The organism is Segatella copri, from assembly GCF_015074785.1.
GTDB lineage: Bacteria > Bacteroidota > Bacteroidia > Bacteroidales > Bacteroidaceae > Prevotella.
Genome location: NZ_CP042465.1, coordinates 36,160 through 56,402, shown reverse-complemented (window position 1 = coordinate 56,402; position 20,243 = coordinate 36,160). Strand labels below are relative to the sequence as shown.

Annotated in this window: 21 protein-coding genes and 1 pseudogene; 1 reads left to right on the top strand and 21 read right to left on the bottom strand. The window is 37.7% G+C overall.

All coding sequences use genetic code 11. From position 1 onward, the window contains the following. Positions 1-52: 52 nt before the first annotated feature. The 6 genes from FO447_RS15665 to FO447_RS15640 form a co-directional block, all read right to left on the bottom strand. Positions 53-1,063 carry a nucleotidyl transferase AbiEii/AbiGii toxin family protein gene (locus FO447_RS15665; RefSeq protein ID WP_117729531.1) on the bottom strand — a complete coding sequence of 337 codons (1,011 nt, stop codon included), beginning with the start codon at positions 1,061-1,063 and terminating at the stop codon, positions 53-55. Then, positions 1,060-1,779 carry a DUF6088 family protein gene (locus tag FO447_RS15660; RefSeq protein ID WP_117729532.1) on the bottom strand — a complete coding sequence of 240 codons (720 nt, stop codon included), beginning with the start codon at positions 1,777-1,779 and terminating at the stop codon, positions 1,060-1,062. The genes FO447_RS15665 and FO447_RS15660 overlap by 4 nt, the downstream gene beginning before the upstream one ends. A gap of 295 nt (positions 1,780-2,074) precedes the next feature. Beyond that, entirely contained in the window at positions 2,075-2,395 is a 321-nt protein-coding gene (locus FO447_RS15655; RefSeq protein WP_200758724.1) for a helix-turn-helix domain-containing protein, read from the bottom strand. Between the two features lie 169 nt (positions 2,396-2,564). Next, positions 2,565-2,897: a hypothetical protein gene (locus tag FO447_RS15650; RefSeq protein ID WP_117729534.1), complete on the bottom strand. Its 333-nt coding sequence runs from the start codon at positions 2,895-2,897 to the stop codon at positions 2,565-2,567. A 550-nt stretch (positions 2,898-3,447) separates the two neighbouring features. After that, positions 3,448-4,203, bottom strand: a complete 756-nt coding sequence (gene thiM, locus FO447_RS15645; protein ID WP_234699138.1) for a hydroxyethylthiazole kinase — start codon at positions 4,201-4,203, stop codon at positions 3,448-3,450. A 62-nt stretch (positions 4,204-4,265) separates the two neighbouring features. Beyond that, a complete protein-coding gene (locus tag FO447_RS15640; protein WP_117695161.1) occupies positions 4,266-4,673 on the bottom strand; it encodes a tetratricopeptide repeat protein in 408 nt (135 codons plus the stop codon). Positions 4,674-5,039: 366 nt separating this feature from the next. Here FO447_RS15640 and FO447_RS15635 point away from each other — a divergent pair, with 366 nt between their 5' ends. After that, the gene (locus tag FO447_RS15635; RefSeq protein WP_437182710.1) at positions 5,040-6,479 is read left to right on the top strand and encodes an IS4 family transposase; all 1,440 of its coding nucleotides are present in this window, start codon (positions 5,040-5,042) and stop codon (positions 6,477-6,479) included. Positions 6,480-6,772: 293 nt separating this feature from the next. Here FO447_RS15635 and FO447_RS15630 read toward each other — a convergent pair. The 15 genes and pseudogenes from FO447_RS15630 to FO447_RS15560 form a co-directional block, all read right to left on the bottom strand. Next, a pseudogene (locus FO447_RS15630) lies at positions 6,773-7,018 on the bottom strand (GDP-mannose 4,6-dehydratase); the annotation flags it as partial. 32 nt (positions 7,019-7,050) lie between these two features. Next, positions 7,051-8,067 (bottom strand): NAD-dependent epimerase/dehydratase family protein, encoded by a 1,017-nt coding sequence (locus FO447_RS15625; RefSeq protein ID WP_200758720.1) that lies wholly within the window; start codon positions 8,065-8,067, stop codon positions 7,051-7,053. A gap of 10 nt (positions 8,068-8,077) precedes the next feature. Continuing rightward, positions 8,078-10,402, bottom strand: a complete 2,325-nt coding sequence (locus FO447_RS15620) for a toll/interleukin-1 receptor domain-containing protein (RefSeq protein WP_200758718.1) — start codon at positions 10,400-10,402, stop codon at positions 8,078-8,080. A 31-nt stretch (positions 10,403-10,433) separates the two neighbouring features. Further along, positions 10,434-11,078, bottom strand: coding sequence for a haloacid dehalogenase-like hydrolase (locus FO447_RS15615; RefSeq protein WP_200758716.1), 645 nt, complete (start codon positions 11,076-11,078; stop codon positions 10,434-10,436). Next, on the bottom strand, positions 11,075-11,659 hold the full coding sequence (locus FO447_RS15610) for a phosphoribosyltransferase (protein ID WP_200758714.1): 585 nt from the start codon (positions 11,657-11,659) through the stop codon (positions 11,075-11,077). The genes FO447_RS15615 and FO447_RS15610 overlap by 4 nt, the downstream gene beginning before the upstream one ends. Next, on the bottom strand, positions 11,656-12,438 hold the full coding sequence (locus FO447_RS15605; protein WP_200758712.1) for a glycosyltransferase family 2 protein: 783 nt from the start codon (positions 12,436-12,438) through the stop codon (positions 11,656-11,658). Before FO447_RS15605 ends, FO447_RS15610 begins: the two co-directional genes overlap by 4 nt. Beyond that, positions 12,401-13,657 carry a glycosyltransferase gene (locus tag FO447_RS15600; protein ID WP_200758711.1) on the bottom strand — a complete coding sequence of 419 codons (1,257 nt, stop codon included), beginning with the start codon at positions 13,655-13,657 and terminating at the stop codon, positions 12,401-12,403. Before FO447_RS15600 ends, FO447_RS15605 begins: the two co-directional genes overlap by 38 nt. Beyond that, positions 13,638-14,246 (bottom strand): serine O-acetyltransferase, encoded by a 609-nt coding sequence (locus FO447_RS15595; protein ID WP_200758709.1) that lies wholly within the window; start codon positions 14,244-14,246, stop codon positions 13,638-13,640. Before FO447_RS15595 ends, FO447_RS15600 begins: the two co-directional genes overlap by 20 nt. A 12-nt stretch (positions 14,247-14,258) precedes the next feature. Then, positions 14,259-15,449 carry a hypothetical protein gene (locus FO447_RS15590; RefSeq protein ID WP_200758707.1) on the bottom strand — a complete coding sequence of 397 codons (1,191 nt, stop codon included), beginning with the start codon at positions 15,447-15,449 and terminating at the stop codon, positions 14,259-14,261. Beyond that, positions 15,446-16,177, bottom strand: a complete 732-nt coding sequence (locus tag FO447_RS15585) for a glycosyltransferase family 32 protein (RefSeq protein WP_200758705.1) — start codon at positions 16,175-16,177, stop codon at positions 15,446-15,448. The genes FO447_RS15590 and FO447_RS15585 overlap by 4 nt, the downstream gene beginning before the upstream one ends. Further along, on the bottom strand, positions 16,177-17,385 hold the full coding sequence (locus FO447_RS15580) for a hypothetical protein (protein ID WP_200758703.1): 1,209 nt from the start codon (positions 17,383-17,385) through the stop codon (positions 16,177-16,179). Before FO447_RS15580 ends, FO447_RS15585 begins: the two co-directional genes overlap by 1 nt. After that, the gene (locus FO447_RS15575) at positions 17,378-18,088 is read right to left on the bottom strand and encodes a hypothetical protein (RefSeq protein WP_200758701.1); all 711 of its coding nucleotides are present in this window, start codon (positions 18,086-18,088) and stop codon (positions 17,378-17,380) included. The genes FO447_RS15580 and FO447_RS15575 overlap by 8 nt, the downstream gene beginning before the upstream one ends. Next, entirely contained in the window at positions 18,085-18,942 is an 858-nt protein-coding gene (locus FO447_RS15570; protein ID WP_200758699.1) for a phosphotransferase, read from the bottom strand. The genes FO447_RS15575 and FO447_RS15570 overlap by 4 nt, the downstream gene beginning before the upstream one ends. After that, positions 18,917-19,507, bottom strand: coding sequence for an HAD family hydrolase (locus FO447_RS15565; RefSeq protein WP_200758697.1), 591 nt, complete (start codon positions 19,505-19,507; stop codon positions 18,917-18,919). Before FO447_RS15565 ends, FO447_RS15570 begins: the two co-directional genes overlap by 26 nt. Next, positions 19,507-20,238, bottom strand: coding sequence for a glycosyltransferase family 2 protein (locus tag FO447_RS15560; protein WP_200758695.1), 732 nt, complete (start codon positions 20,236-20,238; stop codon positions 19,507-19,509). Before FO447_RS15560 ends, FO447_RS15565 begins: the two co-directional genes overlap by 1 nt. Between the last annotated feature and the right edge of the window lie 5 nt (positions 20,239-20,243).

The following is a 20,243-nucleotide window of genomic DNA, read 5'->3' as shown; positions in this document are numbered from 1 at the left end:
GCGTCCTTGATGACATGAAGCTGGTGGACATACTTGTTTCTCTTGCTGGTATCTATAGCTTTACCTTCCTTGTCATGGCTATTGAATATTTTGGCAAATACGAAATCAACTGCTCCATGCTATTTTCGATACTCTCAATAGTCGGTATATCTTTGTAGGCAAGGTCAGGAAGTTCTTTTGCATAGACGTTGCTTAACACTGACCATACATTATGCAGGTCACTGATGATAGGAGAATCCATAATGTCTTTGTTTTGCCATCCTTCGGGCTTGTCAAATCTTTGTTGGTCTTGTGCAAACAAGTTGCTGAAGTCCAATTTGAAAGCGTCACTTTTCAAATAGTCCTGTGTCTCAGCATCATTCAAGAGGAAATGCAAATCATAGAAATGACGTATCTTGGCTGTCAACTCCGACATGTAGTTGTCGGCCAAGGAACACCGAAGTAATGACACCAATTTTTCTGTCAATGTCCTACGCCTGTCGAGAACATTCACCTCGAAAGGTTGCATATCATATTCCTCTATCAAGTTCTCGTTGCCTGTCTTTTGCAAGAACTCGGTCAAGAAGCTTTGCAGTTTACATTTCTGAAAAGGATATGGATTGGCAAATGAATTGATTTCGACAAGCAACTGTCCTGCTTTGATAGCACCTACTTGTAATGTATCAATGGCTCGTGGATAAGAATAGTATGCCTTGTGATAGTGAGACCCCTTGCTCGTAAAACCAGGCATATCCATTTCCTGCAGACCTTTCGTCATGCTTTTGGCTGTTCTCTTGATCAGCATCTTCAATTGGTTGCCGCTGAGCGTCCATGCCTCAGAGATAGCAATATCTATGTCTTCTGAGAATCTACTACCGATACCATATGCTTTTGTAAGACTTGTTCCTCCTTTGAAAATGGCACGGTTATCCTTGTCGTTCGCAGCCATCAAAGACAACGATCGACAAATCCAATAGTCTTTCTCTATAAAGATACTCATAATGCCGAGTCCTCCATCTTCTACAGGTTGCGATGCTGCTTGCAATGCATCAGAGAACAAATCCCTGTTTTCATGTAATCTCATATGATGTTCCAGTTTTTTTTGTTTGATAATACTTTGTCGGAGACTGGCAACTTGTAGCTGGTCACTCCATTCAATGTTTTACTGATGGTTTCCGTTTCAAGCCCCATGTTCTCGTAGATGGCTCCAAGCAAAGCTCTTACATAAGGTGTGTATGCCAAGGATAGTTCTGCCAATTCTTGCTTCTGTTCCATTGAAAGAGTATTGATTGCTTTGCAAATATTCGTCACACATTCATCTGGTGAAGTGGCAGGAATGTCCTTTATAAGGCGCAGAGCATCCAATATTCTAAGTAGTGGAATATTGCTTGATGTTATGGCGTTCTCTTGTAACAAGAAAGATATTTTCACGCCATTCCTTGTGATAGGTCTCCGATATTTATTTGTGCCGACAAGGATGGATGAGCTTATCTGTGTAGTCAACCCTAGGGATGCAAATGCGGCAGTTCCGGTAATGTAGCCTACAATCTTGCCATTTTGCTCCAGAAAGTCTTTTACAAGTTCAGAATCTGCAGGTTTCAGATTTCCAAAAATGGTCTTCTTCGGAATATAGTATTTTCCCTTTGCTATCTTTTGCAGTTCGCCTTGGTGCACAAGACGGTTGAGAGCTTTGGCAAGTGCCGGCTGATACCGCATCTCCACCCCAAAATCTCTTGTTGTCAATACGACCCCTGCAGGGGTCAATGACAATTTTTCCTTTATCAGACTTGCTATAACCATGTTTATCTCCTATTTTCGAGTGCAAAGTTAATAAAAGTCTTGTTTTTTACGCAATAAACTTGACTTTTATATATTTCTTTAACTATTTTCATGCTATAATCCATTCAATATCCTTTCATCCTCCCTTGTTTTTCCATAGCAAATTTAGCCCACATTGCAGCAGCCTTTGGTGAAAAACTTAAAGATTCCTAACGAAATCCTAGATTTTGGCAGTTTTTTTCATAGCACAACTCCCCTACCAGCTCCGCTTTGCCGAGCCAGTTAAAATCAGCGAAAACAAACAGTCGTTCCATTCCTACTCCTTTTTAGATGCTCGTTGACGATTCTTCAGTCCCATATCCTGCAATGCCCTTCCGAGTTTGTCATCCTTTGCCAGGAGCAAGATGTCATCATCCAGCTGAAGAGCATAGAGTACACGAAGGTAAATTCCGATGGAAACCGTTGGTAATCCCTTTTCTACCTTGCAAAGTGTAACTTCCGAGCATGTTGCCCTTTCTGCAACTTGCGCCATGCTCAGGTTGCGCCGTAATCTGGCAAGCTTAATCTGCTCACCCACGATTTCCGTCTTTTGAATCAACTTCCTTGGAAGTTTGTTTGCCATTGTATTCTTTGTCATAGCTTTAATCTTAATTATAATATGCAAAAATACATAATTTACTTTATTATAAGATGGGTTATCAAGTTTTTTAAAGAATAATTAGATGTATTAAATTAAACGCAGAAATCTGCCGGCATTACTGCCAGCAGACCTCTGCGTTTTAATTATATTGAAAATCAGATATTTGTTACTCTGAAACAGCAGCCTGTTCTATCTCTGTTGACTCCTGCTGGGCGTTCTTCTGTGGAGTCTCCTGAACCTCAGCTGGCTGCTCAGATTGGGTTGTTTCTACAGACTCTGCTGTTGTCTCTGCAGGAGTCGCCTGCTCTGTTGAATCTTCTGTACCAGCCTGAGGCAAAACAGGTGTGCTGATCTCTGCTGAATCCTTTGGAGTTTCAGGTGCTACTGTATCAACTGGAACTACTTCAGAATTATCTATCATCATTTTGCTTGATGCAAATACGTTGCTTACTGAAACCATTACCATAGCTGCGATAGCTGCAAAAACGAACTTCTTCATAATCTTATCTGTTTTAAATTGTTACTATTTATTGTTATTTACTCTGTTTTGTGGATTCATTATCGAACCCGCTATTCATAGTTGCAACCTGCATGCCAAAAGATAATAGAAAAGATGATAAGCTTGATATACAGAGACTTATAATTTGTGCGCCATAAATTACCCCTGTGGAATTTGGGGAAAAGGTGTAGAACTATTCCCCAAAAAACTGGGGAATAGCAAGATTATGGCACCACGTAACATCATCTATAGCAATAATGCTTCCTTCGATTTAAATATTCCAGGTCTTCTTGGTGAGCATAGGCTTCCTTTTCAAACCTGATGTTGTAATATGCCCGCATCCAATCCCGATATCTGAGATATAAGAAAAACCATTCTATAGATGTACCAGAGGTAGAATGGGATATACAACAACTCCCTTGCTTGGGCCGTATGTATGAGCTCATGGTTGAGTTCCACTTTAGAAAGCTCTTCGCAAGTAACAATCATGCCAAAGAGATTGATTGCAATGAAGCTTTTCATGAAGGAACGTCTCTTGATTCTGACAATCCTAGACATCAGCCACAAGATTGCAGAGTTCATCGAGGAAGTTAATCATCATGCTACCATTGCCTCTAGACTGGGAAGCTGCCCTTTTTCCGGCAATTCCCATAGCTTTCATGGCATGAAAAGATGCTTCCAGAGGATCGGAGTTCACAGCAAGAAATGCCCCAACGATACCAGTGGCAGTACATCCCATTGCAGTAACCTTGCTCATCATGGAATGTCCTTCATGAACATAAGCCATTCTTTCGCCATCCGTGATGAAGTCTATGGCTCCAGTTACAACTATGATACAGGAAAGTTGCTGAGCCAGTTTCTTAGCCTGTTTCTCAACCTCATAGGTTTCCTGGTGACTGTCCACTCCCTGCATGCCTATCTGGTGAGAGTACAATGCCTGAATCTCACTGGCATTTCCCTTGATGACTGTAGGGTGACACCTGAGGATAATCTGTGATGCTATATCCATACGAAAGCGGGTGGCTCCTACTCCAACCACATCAAATACGATAGGAATTCTTTTTTTCATGGCAGTTTCCCCTGCCAGTATCATCGAGTGAGCAGTGGTGCTTTCCGGAACACCCAGGTTGAGAGCCAAGGCATTGCTCTTGCTACTGATTTCCTCCACTTCTTCCTCGGCACGCGCCATGATAGGTGATGCTCCAATAGCCAATAGGCTGTTGGCAACAAAGTTCATAGCCACATAATTGGTTATGTTGTGTATGAGAGGCTGCTGCTCTTGTATCAATCGTAAATCTGTCTTCATTTGTTTCACTACATTATTAATATATACTGTACCCATTGTCCCTGCACCATTGTTTGGCATGCTCAAATCCTTGGGCTGTGGCTCTGAAGATGTCCCCCTTGAGCAGCTTTCAGCCACCATTGGTGAGCCTTTACGTGGTCTTCTTTAGTTCCCTGCCCCAGGTAAAATGCATTGGCAGCGTTAACCTGTGATTGTACATCTCCTTTCTCTGCAGCAATCAGATACCAATGAAGAGCTCTTTCGAAGTCCTGTTCCACTCCATCTCCCTGGTAGTAGCATTCTGCCACATTGTAGCATGCGTAAATATCACCCAGTTCAGCAGCCTTCATGTACCACTGAAATGCCATCACATGATCCTCCACAACACCGATGCCTTGCGCATAGCAGACACCCATGTTGTTCATCGCCATTAAATCTCCTTCAAGAGCTTGCTGACGATATTTGTTTGCCGTTTCACGTTCCTTTTTCATTTCTGTAATCTCAACTTGGGTGCAAAGGTACAACTTTAATTTTGAATTTCGACACCCTAAAGATACAAAAAGAAAAGGCAGCTGCAAGCATCTTCACAAACGCCTACAACTGCCATCTCTATAATATAATATGAAAACTTCTTTCTACAATTCTCTCAAATTTTCATGAAACCAAGCACATGATAGAAATTGCCAAGGAAAAGGGCATACCAGTATGGATATATAAATATCTAAAGTTTCGCAAGTGAAAATTCACAAGCGTGATTTAACGTAATTTTGGAATAAAAAAGGCTCTGAAGTTTGTATAACTCACAGAAAATGAGTATCTTTATAATCGCTAAACAATAAAGATAAAACTTCAAAGCCGTGAGCAAAGATACAAAAATTATTTCAGATCTGCGAAGCTTTTTCGCAAAAAATGACGATAATCGTGCAATTAAGTGCATTATGGGTGTGATGGAACATATAAATATACGCTCCAGCCAGATTGGAGTAGAGAAGAAAGAGAACTGCAAGTTCACCACTTTGCAGGTACTCAACCTCCTCATGCTCTTCCCGTTCTTCGTAGTCAAGAATGCGAGTCGATACTCCAACTCGTCCTTGAGTAAATTGTTCAATTGTGATAAAGACATGTTCTATCGTTTTATGAATGATGGCAACGTCAAGTGGCGCAAGTTACTATATGCAATGAATCTTCAGCTGATAAAGAAGATATCAAGCAGCACAACTGTTCATCATGACAAGCCGGTTTGTTTGATTATTGATGATACTGATGCACCTAAGACTGGTATGACGACCGAACTCATAGGAAGAATCTGGTCTCATGTTCATCAAAAGAGCATCCTTGGTTATAAGTGTCTGACCATGATGTTGTCCGATGGCGTTAGCCAGCTCTTTCTCGATTTCTCTCTTCATGGTGAGGAGGGAAAGGACAAGCAAAAGGTTCAGGGACTTACTGCTAAGCAACGCAAAGCTCGCTATACCGAGGACCACGAAGGGCAAGCGGTAAAAGATCGTGTGGATGAATATCTGATGAAGAAGACAGACAAGGCCATAGATATGGTCAAGTATGCCATCAAGCGAGGTGTTCGCTTTGATTACTTGCTCGTAGATAGCTGGTTTTCAAACACTAAGCTTGTGCGTTTCATTTCCAGCAGACATATCAAGTGTCACCTGTTGGGCATGATTAAACTGGGCAAAACCAACTATGCAACGAAGCATGGCAAGATGAATGCCAAGCAAATCATCAAGCACCTGCAAAAGGAGAAGGCATGCAAACACAACAAAATACTTCGCTGTACCTATTGTACAAGGGACGTTAAGTTGGATGGTGTGCCAGTCCGTTTGTTCTTTTGCAAGCGAGGACGCAAGGGAAACTGGAATGGGTTGTTGACCACAGACCTTTCTCTTAGCTTCCTTGAGGCGTATCGTATTTATGCCAGACGATGGGCTACCGAAGTTGCATACAAGGATTGCAAGACCTTGCTGAACTTTGGTAAATGCCAGTCTGTACATTTTGCCGCTCAAATTGCTAGCTTCACTTTGACAATGATGCAGTATAACATCTTGTGTACAGTGAAGAGATTTGAAGCGTATGAAACCATCGGTGGTCTCTTTACAGAGGTTACCAATGACACTCTCGAGTTGTCCGTAACGGACAAGATATGGGCTATCATTTTGGACTTCGTTCTGGAAGCAGCAGAGCGTTACTCTATAGATGCTACAGAGTTGCTGGCAGATTTCATCGAAAGTAATCCTGTTGCCCATACGCTGCGTAATATGTATATTTATAAACAAGCAAGTTGATATTTATTCACTTGCGAAACTTCAGTAAATAATCCTATTCAATAAAGTTAATAAACATTGTTTAATTCGATCCATAACTGTATTTACTTATATTTAATATCTCCATTACTAATGTCTCTTATCCCCAGGCGGTCCCATCCCGCACAACCATGGCGAAGACCTTTGATGGTCCGCCAACCTTAGAGCGTAGCGGTTCTGAGCACCGGAGGGCGGTTACATCCCTTGCCCTTTTGGAAAGGGCGAGGGCTTGGGAGTGGGTTAAGGACCCTCCCTCAAGGGAGGGACAGGAGGGTCTATTTACAATACATCCCCTCATAATACTTCTGATACTCCCCAGAAGTAACATGATCCATCCATTCCTGGTTCTCGAGATACCATTTTACGGTCTCCTCGATACCCTCCTCAAACTGGAGAGATGGCTCCCAACCGAGTTCATTCTGAAACTTGCGAGAGTCGATGGCATAACGCATATCGTGACCCTTTCTGTCTGTTACATAAGTAATGAGGTCCGTATCCTCGCCTTCCCTTCTGCCGAGCAGAAGGAAAAGGTAAGATATGGTTTTCAATATCCTTATTTCAGATATTTTCTGTCATTATCCTCAAACCAGTCAGCGAGAGCTTCCTCAAAACTCCACTTAAACTGATAGCCACAGTTCTTCAACTTCTCACCACAGATATTAGTAGAAATCTGGAGTTTCTTCACTCTGGCAGGACAGATACCCATTGGCGAACCAAGAAGCATGGCAGTTCTAGCCATAGGCATGATAACCCAGTTAGGAATATCAGGTACAAACTGAGTTAAACCTGTTACCTTTTTCATAGCCTCAACAATATGCTGGATAGTATAAGCAGGCTCGAAGCAACAGTTATACAACTCAACACCATGTTCATGATGTTCCAAGCGATACAACATGAAGCGAACCAACTCCTTTACATAGATACAAGCCTTGATGGTATCCTTTCTGCCAGGATACGCAAACTTATGACCACGGATAGCCCAATACAATCTGGTGAAGTTACCATTCTCACCCTTTCCGAATACCACACCAGGACGAACGATAGTGAGCTGGCGATGAGCCGCATCACCATTCTGCCACTTCTCATGAATCTTCTCAGCCACCAATTTAGAGATACCGTATGCAGTATTAGGAGTAGGCAAAGTAGTCTCCTTCTTCAATTCCTCAGCAGCTCCGTATGGTGCAATACTAGAAGTAAACACAATCTTCTTGATATTCCACTTCTCTGCAAAAGCCACCACATTCTCAGCACCACGGATATTCGTCTCAAAATACTCATGATCCTCATGTCCAGGAGTACGATGCACAGCAGCAAAGTTGAAGATGACATCATCCTCTGTAGGAGTAAATGGCAAGTTCTCGATAGGCTTACGGATGTCATACTCGATGAAAGTTGACTGCAACTTCTGACCATCACGCAAAGCAGGCTTGTAATCCTTCACTACTGGATTAGGAGTACCAGGCTTAACGATGTCGAGGTTATATACTTGGGCGTTAGGATAACGCTCCTTAATCAAATTTGTAAGATGGGTACCAATGAAACCAGTACCGCCAGTGATAATATAGTTCATGATGAATGATTTAGTTTATTAGCATATTTCTTTGCTCCTTCTCGAAAGTATCCTTAGTGATAATACCTTGGCGCAATTTATATTCATTAGCAGCTCTTTTTATATCCATAGAATCAGGATAAGCCTTAATCGACTCAGAAATAAACTGCAACATCTTTACCACGTTCATTTTCTTCACATAAGCCTTGTACTCTATTTCCATAGCTACATACAATTCTTCCTTTTTCAAAGAATAGCTATTCTGAACCGCATCCATCAGTTCAGAAATTACTTTTATGTCATCCCTTCCCAAATTGTGTTTTTTGACCAAGCATCTAAAATAAGCATGGATATGATACGTATTATCAGGATCATTCTCATAATTTTCCCTAGCCATGCTAAATGCATCATCAAATCGATTTCTACACAAAAGAACAGTGACCAACTCCCGCTTTGCCTTTTGCATCTTCGATTTTTTCAGCGTCTTTAGATAATATTTTTCAGCCTGCTCATAATCACCTTGATTACGAAAGAAAAAGCCCTTCAAAAAATCAGCATCAGCTCCATCAATATTCTTGACTTCTGACCAAAAACGCTCACAACTTCTTTGGTTATTCTTTGCCATTCTACATAAGGCAAGGCATGCCCAATAAGAGATTTCACGATGTATATCTTTATAATAACTATGAAGATCATTGGCAATACTATCACAAATTTTTATTACTAAAGGATAATTATGTTTATTATACACATCCATTAGCGACTTTATAACGACAGAAGGAACCAAGAAGGCATTGCTATTTACTTTTACATTACCTGAAATAATGTTTCTCTTTATATTATAGAGATAAAGGGAAACATCTTCGGTTATATCTGCTGTTGTAACACTATTTTCAACCACTTCTTTTACATGACATTCCAAATCTTTTGGCAATGGTATGCGATTTCTCTTAATATAGTCGCAAATAAAATGATCTAAACGAACAAAAGAATCCGAAGGCCCAAAAGTCGACAAAATTCCATAAACCATCATTTTGGAAATGACCATTTGGACAGCTTCATATTGATTTTCAAAAATTTGTTCTAAAATGTCAAACGAGATAAATTCAAAAGTAGCCAAGATAATCAAAATATCCTTTGACAATTCATCCCCCATAAACATATCAAGCAAAGGACGCATCTTAGTAGTTCCAGAATTTATTAGATGAGAAATATCGCCCTTGGCAGCAAGAACGCCCTTGTTCGCACATACTTCTACCGCATTTAGGATTTGTGAAGGTGACTGTAACAATCGATTTACAAAGAAATCAACATCAGCATCCGCTACATTATTCAAATCATAAAAATTAGCATATTGATAGAATAGCTTACGTCGATCACTACTTTTCAAAGGTAACAACTGGATATGGACTAGCTTTGGAACCTCTGACTCCACATATGAATGAGGTGAAATACCTGACTTTATAAATAAACCTATCTGCTTATTCAAATTGGGGCTATTCACAACATCTATCAGCCATTCTGGTAATTCCATATTTGGTAACACACAAGCCATATTATCCTCTACAAACACAACGGTTTGCGAATCATATATTTCATTCAACAACTCAACAGCTATTTCTGCTTTCTCATGAGGCGAAGAATCCAGCTTATTTTCTAGTTCATCCTTATTATACAATCTACAGTAAAGATTGAGATAAACTATAAAATTCTCGATACTCTCCTTTACATCCATTGTAATGCGATATGGCTCAATTTCCAAGCTCTTACCCAATTTATATAGACATTGACGAGCGAAAGCATCCTTTCCAACACCATTTCTACCAGAAATAATAACACCTCTAAGATTTCTACCTCGATTAGAGAATATCTTAGTCTCAAAAGTATCTATTTCTGCGCTTCGGCCAATAATAGTTGTCTCCAAAGCTTTTATCTTAGGGTTTTCTCTCCATATCAATCGGCGTATTTTTTGCTCAATATCTTTTCGAAGCATTTCTGGACTAACAAAATACTTCAAATTATAGCATTCATCTTTAGCCATCCATGCAGGAACATCATCCAAGGCCAAAGACTTATCGATAATATAAGGCCAAAATTGCTCTAACTGCCCGGCTGTCAGCTTATCTTTAGCTTTAGCTATCTCTTTTTGAACCCAATCTGAAGCCAGTGCTTCTTTTGAAATAAGAAGTACGAAGATTGTACACGAATCTATTGCTCTGAAAATTTCATCTATAGATTTATATGCGGGCTCGAAATCAAAACAGTCTATTTTGCAATAGTCTCGCCCTATTTTATTAACGAGCTCTTGCGCAAAAGTTTTTTGCGCACTACTATGTGATATAAACGCTTTTATCATAATTTTATACTTTTAAGTTTCAGAACAGACTCTACAAAACGTAGTCATTTTTTATAATTTCATATTTGATACAATTTTTATTAAGACATGAAATAGTCCTAGCTGATGGATTAACTATTAAATTTTGTTTTTTCGCCACTTTTAATAAAGGTAAATCATCATAATGATCTGTGAGGAGAACCTCTAAAGTCAAGTTATTTTCCCCTAAAAACAACAGAGTATTTTCACATTTAATTCTTCTCACATTTTCTTTCCAATTTATACCTCTTTTGGGCATAGGAGTAGCGCTACATCCATTCAATGCTAATCGTTTTGCAATAATTAGCGCATAAGATTCTGGTGCAGCCGTAGACAGCAACACGAACTCATTGGAATCTTGCCATTGAGAAATTATGTCTTGCACTTTTACATTTATCTTAGGCCACAAAGTATCAACAAAGTCTGATAAGTATTTCTCATTCATTAGTGATTTCGATGCCAATAATATAAGTCTTTTCATTAATTCGTGAGACACCAGCCTAGTTTTTCTTAGAAATACTAAGAAACATAACAAAAATACCAAATCCAATCTTACCTTTTTTAAAGCAAGCATACAAACATAAATGATGTAGTCTTTGAATGTATTGGTATCCATCAAAGTTCCATCCAAATCTACTACTAGTGCTTTCTGATTCATCTTTTAATATCATTAGACCAAGGGAAACGTATAAGAGTACGGTTGTTATATCTATAATAATCAGCCATTACAAGTGGATGCCTGGTTGTAACGGTTATAACCGCTATCTTAACATCAATATCAGGGAATTCATTCAACAAATATTGTTTGATAAGTAAAAGTGTTGCTCCGCTATCAATTGCATCATCAACTAACAACACTTTTCTCTTTCTTTCTGACAATATGGATATAATATCCTTAGGCAAACATATAGTACCTTCTCGCTTTGGATTGTTTTTCTTAGATTTATACTCTAATAATACCGACTCTAGCATACGCAGAACATTCAAGACACTATAAGGTAAGCATTGAAGTATCTTATGCAAAAGTCCCTTTTCTTTTTTTGATGTACCGCCACGCTGTATTTTAATTTCGGTGTAGATTGGCTTTGAGGGCGATACTTTAGCTACCTGTCTTCCTACAAATCCGCCACCAGTCAAAACACCGATAATGACATCAGGGTGGAACTGAGCAAATATTTCATGCCCCAGAGCGGTGCATTCTTTATTAAATTCTTCTGTATATAATGTTTTTACCTTCATTGTATTTTCTTTTGGGTTAGTTTCAATCTAAAATCAGGATTTACGAGCATGACTAATTTCTTTGCCAAAAATCTCATCTTCAAGTAAACACAAAACACAAGTTTTTGAGCGATGGTTCCTCCATTACCAGAAATAACTCTCATATATTCATCCCATTTTTGTTTGTTATGAGACTGACTGACACCTCCTAGTCTGAAGTTTACAACATCTAGGTCTATATAGAAAAACTTTGCTCCTTGTTTGTATGCACGTACAAAAAAGTCTAAGTCCATTATATACTTAAAGAAAAGTTTGTAAACTCCATATTTTTCATATGCCTCCTTAGTCACAAATGTCGCATTATGACAAATATGTAATGATAGCGGAGGAATTGGGAATTTCATTGTCGGCACATCTCTTGTCTTTGTGTCAGTCTTGTCGTTCCAAAACACTTGATTACATCTATAAATATCATATCCAGGTATGTATTTACTTGCAAACTGATTTAGCGCATTTTCAATCAATACATCATCGCTATTTACAATGCAAATTAAATCACCAGTTGCAACCTTGATACCTTTATTAAAAGCATCACTGATGCCATTATCGGGTTCTGATATTAAAACATCTACATATTTCTCATACTTTTTAATTATATCAAGAGTGCCGTCTGTAGAACCTCCATCTACAATAACATATTCCAAATTGTCATAGCATTGAACGATAACACTTTGGATAGTTTCCTCAATGTGAGCAGCACCATTATAACAAGCTGTGAGAATCGTAATTTTTGGGTTCATTTTTAATTATTTCATTATAAAGTTTTACATATTCTAAATTCTGCTTATAACTATCATAAAGTTTCTGGGCTCTGCTTATGCATCTATTTGCATAATATGCCTTACCTTTTTCTATTACAGATTGTATCGAAGAAAGCAAATTTTCAAAATCTCCTTTCTTTACAACAACGCCTGTTTCAGCATCAATAGACTCCGCACTGCCACCAGTATCAAAGGTAACAACTGGAGTACCACAAGCGAGAGCCTCCAAATTTGTTGTCGGAAAATTATCTTCCAATGTTGGGTTTATAAAAACAGAAGCTTCATTATAAAGACCAGCAAGATCTGACACTGAATCTGTTCGCTTTATCCCCAAACAACGTTCACTTGGCAAAACCTTCAACTGTTTATCTGTTAATCCAACAATAACTAATATTTGATCAGACTTTAAGTGCGTAGGTAATTCTAACAAAAAAGAAATACCCTTTCTTTTTTCCCAGTTATTCATGACAGCAAGGACTATTTTTACATTCTTCGTAATGCCATATTTGTCTCTGACATTTGAGGAATTCTGCTTGAAAACACTCAAATCTACACCATTATTTATAACTCTTATAGGATAAGATTTCAAGAAAGAATTCTTTACGTGATTTGCCAACCATTTTGAAGGCGTAACTATCGTTAGATTATCGCACCCTGCAAAAACTTGCCTTTTATCATTCCAATTTTGCTGACCTAGATTAAAGAACCATGTCTTTGGATAATCATGCTTACATGGACATATTCCGTGGCATCCTTCCATCCATTTAAAACAATTCGCCATATCAAAGTAAGCGCACCATCCTGTAAAGCTCCAACAATCATGCAAAGTCCAAACAACTGGAATATGATGCTGCTTAATATAACTGAATAGCATTTTTACATTAATATACGAATTATGTATATTATGCAGATGAATGATATCTGGTCTGAAATTATCTAAAAATTTCATCAACCGTTTTGTTTCATGCATATTATAAAAACCATGATGTGGCCATACCCTTGTTTTTAGGATGTTCCACTTTCTTCTTATACGACCTTGCAATCTTAAAGAATTGTCTGCTGGCATTTCAGAAGTTTCATAGCCATATATTGCATAAGTTTCATTTCCTAACTCGGCTGCAATTTGATTAATTTCATAAGCTATTCTACCAGTACTCCCACCTGTTTTATATACAGTGTTAATTTGAACTATCCTCATTTTCTTTAAATTTTAGTATTCGAGCAGGTATACCTACAACTATCGCATTGTCGGGTATATCCTTTACTACTACCGCATTAGGGGCTATTGTCACATGATTACCAATATGTACCCCCCCAAGAATCTTTGCACCAGCACCAATCATAACGTGATTGCCTATAACCGGGCAACCATTTGATTTGGCTCCGATTACAACTCCAGGGAATATGGTTGCATAATCTCCTATCTTTGCATCGCCGTTAACTATGATGCTACCATAATGATAAATCAAGAGACCTTTTCCGAAAGAACCAGGATCTATCTGGAATCCTGTTTTTCGTGACAATACTCTTAATCGCCAATAACGATAAATCATACATAACGTATGATAAAGGCTATTTATACCTTTGGGCTTGGCAAGTATAGAATTATTCTTATTGTATTCTGCATAACGCAGATTCTTGACATAAAGCCATATTCTATAAGTTGAAGATTGAGGAGTTGTCGCCAAACGGTTCTTTAGACACTTAAAATAACTTGATGAAACCTTGGGATACAACTTAGCATCCTCTATCAGAAATTCTAACAATCGTGAACGATTCTTAAGCATAATTTACTATAATTAGTCATTACTTTTACTGTTACTTTTATTGATAATTTTAAAAGCATATATAATAGTCATTAATAAAACTATTGATGTATCACATGAAGCTGAAAATCCATTATTAGAAGACTGGACTATTAACCATATTCCTGAGACAACACAAATATCATAAAGAGGGAAACCTTTAAAGAGATTTTTGAAAAGAATAAAATAGTATAAGCACAATAAAAGTAAAAACACTAAACCATATCGCAGTATATAATTTAACCATGGATTCTCTATAATAGATGTAGCACCACCAAATCTTAAAGTCATATATTCAACATCCTTAGCACTCATTCCCCATAAAAGCTCCTTTACTTCCAAAAAAGGAAGCAACGCTAAATTATCAGCTCTCACATCAGAGCTTTCATCTTTTCCGAAATCAAACATTCGATCTCCAAAGCCTGCATCAAACAATAAACGAAGACAAAAAAATGCTACCAAAGATAAGAGTATAATATATATCTTACTCTTAAAATTATTTTTTTTAAAGAATATCTTCATAAAAAACATAATAGTACCTAGTCCTAACCCAGCAATTGCAGCACGAGAATTAAAACATAAAAGACTTAATAAGCCCAATGTGAATAATATTATTTTCTCTTTTGATTGCAATCTTGAAAATAAAATAAATAATGACATCGTCATTGAAAAGAAAGCACCACCTAAAGGATAGCCTGTTAAAGCAACACTACGGAAACCTTCTTTTTGTGAGAAATCTTGTAGATTGCCTCCACAATCAGGTAAAAAATTATGCAAAAAAAGTCTTTCAAAGATAGCAATACAAGAGTTTGCAACAAAAAAGACAATAAGCATTGTCACCAAGAAATTTATATTTTTCTTTTTCTTAATATTCTCACGTAAAATTACTGAATAAAGAATGGGGAATACACATACGCTATAATAGTTAATTGTATATAACCCCCTTCCTGCTGTAGCTAAGAATATAGCACAAATAAGAAACAAATACAATCCAATCTTTTCTATTCTATTAGTTTCTTTAAATATTGGGAAATTCATATAACACATAGTTATTGTACCTAATATTAAAACAGGGTAAACTATACTGTTTAGATAGACAATTGGATAATTTAAGGCTAAAAGAACATTTGAACCCGAAAACCACAATAGAGAAACAAATGTTGCTTTACATAAAAAATCTCTCATTTTCGAACAAAACTAAATATATTTTTCACTCTACACATCAAAAGGAATACTTTTTCACCAAAGTGCATTCTAATATACTGCCCCACCTTATCCTTTCTAGAAAGCCAAGTACCATCATACCAATGTATACCACAAGTATTATTGGTTATTCTCATTTTACCAGTTGATTTTGACAATGGGCAAAAATATTCCGTTGGGTATATGATAAAATCATACACCTTTTGTAATTCGTTATTTTGCAACAAACCCTTTTCGATAAATATATTTGTAGTCAAGGTCACCACATTATCCATACCTCGGCCAAAACCAAAGTCCTTCCGTCTATATACGTCTATAATATGGGATAAAAAATCCATTTTAGGTAAAGCACCCATAACAAGACCAGGAGCTATTGGGTATTTTCCATCACTTACATCCTCAAAAGCCATAAACGGACCTTTTGCAATGATATCATCCATATTCTTGATGACCTCTACATCCGTATCAAAATAAAGGCCACCATACTTATAGAGAATCCAGAAACGGGCATAATCACTCACAAAGGCATACTTCTTCGCCTTGTATGCCTCAGCTGTATAAGGAATGATATTCACGTCAAAGTTACTCTCGTTCCATTCCTTTATCTCATAATCAGGGAGATATTTTCTCCATGACGCAATACACTTCTGTGCACTCGCTGGCAATGGATTACCACCAAACCAGCAATAATGAATTTTTTTTTGTATCATTATTTTACATTAATTATTGTATTTAATATATACTGAGCTACTTTTGCTGGTGCCCAATACTTTTCGTATTGTTCTATAACATATTCCTTGCTAACTGGCTTTAAATGTTTCAGCTTATCAGTAACTTCAGAAAAATTAACCTCATCATACGGTAGATAACCCATTTCTCCGATTTCCGTCACTTCATCACCAAATGGATGATACCATTTCACCTGAAGATTATCTGTAGCTATGGCTGTACCGCATACGAAGCTATCAATGAAACGAGCAGGAATACTCATTCGATAACCAGAAACATTGACATTATACTGGAACTTTGCCACATGCTTAGAAAAATCTTTCAGCGGTATAACTAATTCCTCATTAGTATTGATACCTATGTCAGAGTTACCTCTATTGATGACTCTAGCATCATAACCTTCACCAAGACCATCCATAATATCGGCAATCTTAGCTCGCTTCTCATTAGGATGGTTTATCTTATTACCAAAGTATCCCAAGATATCTGACTCCCAATCCCAATCAGGTTCTGTTACATGTTCTGTTGGCACAGGACCAGCAGCATTACCAAAATAACACATTGCCTTACCTGTTTGCTTTACAGAACGTGCAGAAAGTAAATTGTTATAAGCTGCATCCAATTCTTTGAACGAACAGGTACGTCCCATAGAGCGAGGTCCAATCATCAAAGGTTTAATCTTTTTCTCGCAGGTATAAACTTCAGGACATAGTTTGCGCTTTGCCTTCACCTTTCCTTCATCTGCTGGATTTTCAAATTCAGAATCAAAAAATGGTATATATTGATTACCTATTAAGAAACCTTTTTCAGAAATCTCTTTAGGACATTGTAACTTAAAATAAATATCAACATCCTTAAGTAATTTACCATTAAACATATTGGGACTATCAGCAGAGTCTATGCAAAATGAATGAGTTTGCGTACCAAACCTAACATAACCACGGAAATATGCTTTCGTCTTTTGTTCAGCATGCCCCCCTACAATTCTCTTAATTTTATTTTGGCAACGAACCACAAATGTTGTATGATTTGACAACAATAAACGCTGAGAAAAAGGAACAGCAAACTCTAGTTTAATTTTCCCTTCGTTTGCAAGTGACTGCAAGCCATAAACGAACCATTGATAATATTGAATCCTATTAGACAAATCAGTAATTACAACCAATGGTAAGGATTTTCTGTTACTCATATGCTTTTCTCAAAAAATAGTAATACATTTTTTCATTTCCCCAATCCTGATAATCCTCAACATTAAAAGGACGGAACGAGATATTGTCAAGCAACATGGCATAAACGATATGAGACATATATAGTTTATCAAAATGAGCCAATCGCTCATAATATGAACAGAATTGACTGGCATTCTCAAAAAGATAACCACCTGCATTGAAATATCTACTAATAATCTTCTTCTCTATAATATTAGTGATATAAAATTGGTCATCCAAATCCACATAGCTCTTATTGTGAGGATTTACCATATCCAACTTGTCCAGAGGATAAATGGCAATACCATTTGTCTCGGTAAAGTCACAGGTGAAATAGCCATCTGCATCCTTAATAAAGATACCACCCTCTATCTGCTCTTGCTTTACACATTCGTATATCGTTTCTGCCTGTGAATTTGTAGGATTTTTCAAGGATAAGACTTTAGCCTTTTTCGACAATTCTAAATTATACAACTGCATATTGAGCAATTCTGACAGATGGTATTTCTGGTCAAGTTTGTCTAAAATCACAAAATAAATATGCTCAAACTTTGTCAAATCCAAGCCTTGAATAGACTTGATACAAAGCAAAACACCATCTTCTGCAAAATTGAAAACATAAGGCATCGTATGCTCATATTCTGGTCGGTCTGCCGCTATAGGCACTATTAAACTCAAACTCATAACATTGAATTGATTACATTCTTAAGATAACTTGTTACTTTCTCCTCCCTGGAATACTGCAAGATACGTAGGAAGTTCATCAGTTGGAAGACATGATAATATTCACGATACCAAACATACTGCGAATAATAAGAATCAATCTCATGGTCAATTTTCTGAGATATGATGCTCAATCTTACCAAGTCTACATCTCCTTCATACATCAAGCGGGACCATTCATACTGAGAATCCTGGCGAATCTTTACAAGGTCGAGCAAAGGAGACTCGATGAAAGAATCCAAAAAATCGATAAGATAATAATTGTTACCATTGAAGAGGATATTTGAGAAAGTCAAATCACCATGACACTTCCCAATCGGGATTTCAATCTCAATCGGTAGTTGCTCAAACACCTTGCTACATTTCTCCAGTAAAGCCTCAACCTCTTTATCCCCTTTCAAAAATTCATTCACATGGCATTTATTACAAACATCCAAGAATTTATCTTTAACAATCTGGGTATTGACCTTTCGAAGAGGAGAATCTTCTATCTCGGCATTCATGAAGATTTTCAAGGCCTTGACAAAATAACTGATATTGTCGAACCCTGCATCCTCAAAATAATCGATATAGTTCTTGCTATACACATACTCCATCTTGATGATGAGATGTTCATCCGTTTTGTCTATCTCAAAGATTTCAGGAATACGTATATGCTGATAAGCTCTTCTACATGCCTCTTGCTGTTTTTTAGCCTGCAAGAAGAGGCGATTGATATATTTAGGGTCATGTGTACTCTTATAGATATAAAGATTATTGCCGTCATTGACAATATCTATCTGGCATCCACTATGACCTTTTACTTGTATTTCCATAAAAATAGTCTTTTGTTATTTGAACATAAGAAAGATTAGCAGCAACAGCTGCGCCTATGCCTACAGGAGAATCCTCGAAGACCAAAGCTTCGCCAGGCTGGATATTTAACTTCTCTAAAACTTTATTATATATCTCAGGATTGGGTTTCCCATGCTCAACATCCTCGCCAGCTATAATCAGCGTAAAAGCTTCCAAGGCTTCTATATGCTCCAAGGCATTCATTAAGTTTTTCTTTCGTGCCGTAGATGCCACAGCGGTCAATCCCCCTGCTTGCTTGAAGGACTTCAACATAGAAAGGAGAGAATGGTTAACTTTCAACTTGTCAAAGAAGAGAGGATAACAATCCCCCTTTGCCTTTCTGATACCTTGCTTGATGATTGTATCAGAGATTCCCATATGCTCCATAAAGTCATCGAATCGGAAACCGAAACAATCTTTATATTGCTGCTCTGTTAAATTTAAACCGTACTGGGAGAAAGCCTTTTGGTAAGCTAAGAAATTTGCCTCAAAGGTATCAACCAAAGTTCCATCAAAGTCTGTTACCAGTAGTTTTATCAGTGACATTACATATATCGTTTTAGTTCTTCAGGAGTGCCGTATGAGTAATACTCCTCCATTTTAGCTAGCTTTACATGCTCACCATTCTGCAAAAGTGTATTGAAGAGCAAAGAAACATAGAACTCAGGCTTTGCGAAGTGAGTATCAGCCAACATAGCATCAGCAGCATTCAGGAAGCTCTGAGCTTTTGAAAAGAAATAAGCGCCGCATAAAGCATGGTGAGAAATCACCTCTTTCTCAGCGGTTCTTATAACATTCATATCCTCATCCACCTCAGCATAACTATACTTTGGAAGGTCTGAGTCAAAAGATACCAGCATTCCACCATCTACATCTTCTATTGGCTTAGACAGAATGGACTCGATATTTTCTACATAATCCTTGCTTTTAAACTCCAAGTCGCAATCCATCACAACAATGGAATCTTCTGGAGCAATTGCAGAACGAGCCATCAAGCAAGTCTCGACAGCACCTCTAGTTGTCTTTTGAACTGAGAAGATATTTGCATCTGGAAGAATCTGCTTTATCTTCTCGTCTATTTGATACTTGTCTATATGTTCCTGTCGAACAATAAACGAATACTTCATAGGAGCATCTTCTACTTTGACACTCCCGATAGCACGAAGAAACAATTCCTTGTCGTGCAACTTAATCAATGGTTTAGGAGTAGTCCATCCCTCCTTCAGGAATCGGCTTCCCTCACCAGCCATTGGCATTATAATATGTAATGGTCTCATATTAT

Bases quoted from the DNA above. Each gene is read 5' to 3' on its own strand.
- FO447_RS15595 (WP_200758709.1), bottom strand. From the start codon at position 14,246: ATGCTTAAGAATCGTTCACGATTGTTAGAATTTCTGATAGAGGATGCT.
- FO447_RS15585 (WP_200758705.1), bottom strand. From the start codon at position 16,177: ATGATACAAAAAAAAATTCATTATTGCTGGTTTGGTGGTAATCCATTG.
- FO447_RS15655 (WP_200758724.1), bottom strand. From the start codon at position 2,395: ATGACAAAGAATACAATGGCAAACAAACTTCCAAGGAAGTTGATTCAA.
- FO447_RS15590 (WP_200758707.1), bottom strand. From the start codon at position 15,449: ATGAGAGATTTTTTATGTAAAGCAACATTTGTTTCTCTATTGTGGTTT.
- FO447_RS15650 (WP_117729534.1), bottom strand. From the start codon at position 2,897: ATGAAGAAGTTCGTTTTTGCAGCTATCGCAGCTATGGTAATGGTTTCA.
- FO447_RS15615 (WP_200758716.1), bottom strand. From the start codon at position 11,078: ATGAATCAGAAAGCACTAGTAGTAGATTTGGATGGAACTTTGATGGAT.
- FO447_RS15620 (WP_200758718.1), bottom strand. From the start codon at position 10,402: ATGATAAAAGCGTTTATATCACATAGTAGTGCGCAAAAAACTTTTGCG.
- FO447_RS15660 (WP_117729532.1), bottom strand. From the start codon at position 1,779: ATGGTTATAGCAAGTCTGATAAAGGAAAAATTGTCATTGACCCCTGCA.
- FO447_RS15610 (WP_200758714.1), bottom strand. From the start codon at position 11,659: ATGAAGGTAAAAACATTATATACAGAAGAATTTAATAAAGAATGCACC.
- thiM (WP_234699138.1), bottom strand. From the start codon at position 4,203: ATGAAGACAGATTTACGATTGATACAAGAGCAGCAGCCTCTCATACAC.
- FO447_RS15560 (WP_200758695.1), bottom strand. From the start codon at position 20,238: ATGAGACCATTACATATTATAATGCCAATGGCTGGTGAGGGAAGCCGA.
- FO447_RS15565 (WP_200758697.1), bottom strand. From the start codon at position 19,507: ATGTCACTGATAAAACTACTGGTAACAGACTTTGATGGAACTTTGGTT.
- FO447_RS15570 (WP_200758699.1), bottom strand. From the start codon at position 18,942: ATGGAAATACAAGTAAAAGGTCATAGTGGATGCCAGATAGATATTGTC.
- FO447_RS15665 (WP_117729531.1), bottom strand. From the start codon at position 1,063: ATGAGATTACATGAAAACAGGGATTTGTTCTCTGATGCATTGCAAGCA.
- FO447_RS15600 (WP_200758711.1), bottom strand. From the start codon at position 13,657: ATGAGGATAGTTCAAATTAACACTGTATATAAAACAGGTGGGAGTACT.
- FO447_RS15640 (WP_117695161.1), bottom strand. From the start codon at position 4,673: ATGAAAAAGGAACGTGAAACGGCAAACAAATATCGTCAGCAAGCTCTT.
- FO447_RS15575 (WP_200758701.1), bottom strand. From the start codon at position 18,088: ATGAGTTTGAGTTTAATAGTGCCTATAGCGGCAGACCGACCAGAATAT.
- FO447_RS15605 (WP_200758712.1), bottom strand. From the start codon at position 12,438: ATGAACCCAAAAATTACGATTCTCACAGCTTGTTATAATGGTGCTGCT.
- FO447_RS15625 (WP_200758720.1), bottom strand. From the start codon at position 8,067: ATGAACTATATTATCACTGGCGGTACTGGTTTCATTGGTACCCATCTT.
- FO447_RS15580 (WP_200758703.1), bottom strand. From the start codon at position 17,385: ATGAGTAACAGAAAATCCTTACCATTGGTTGTAATTACTGATTTGTCT.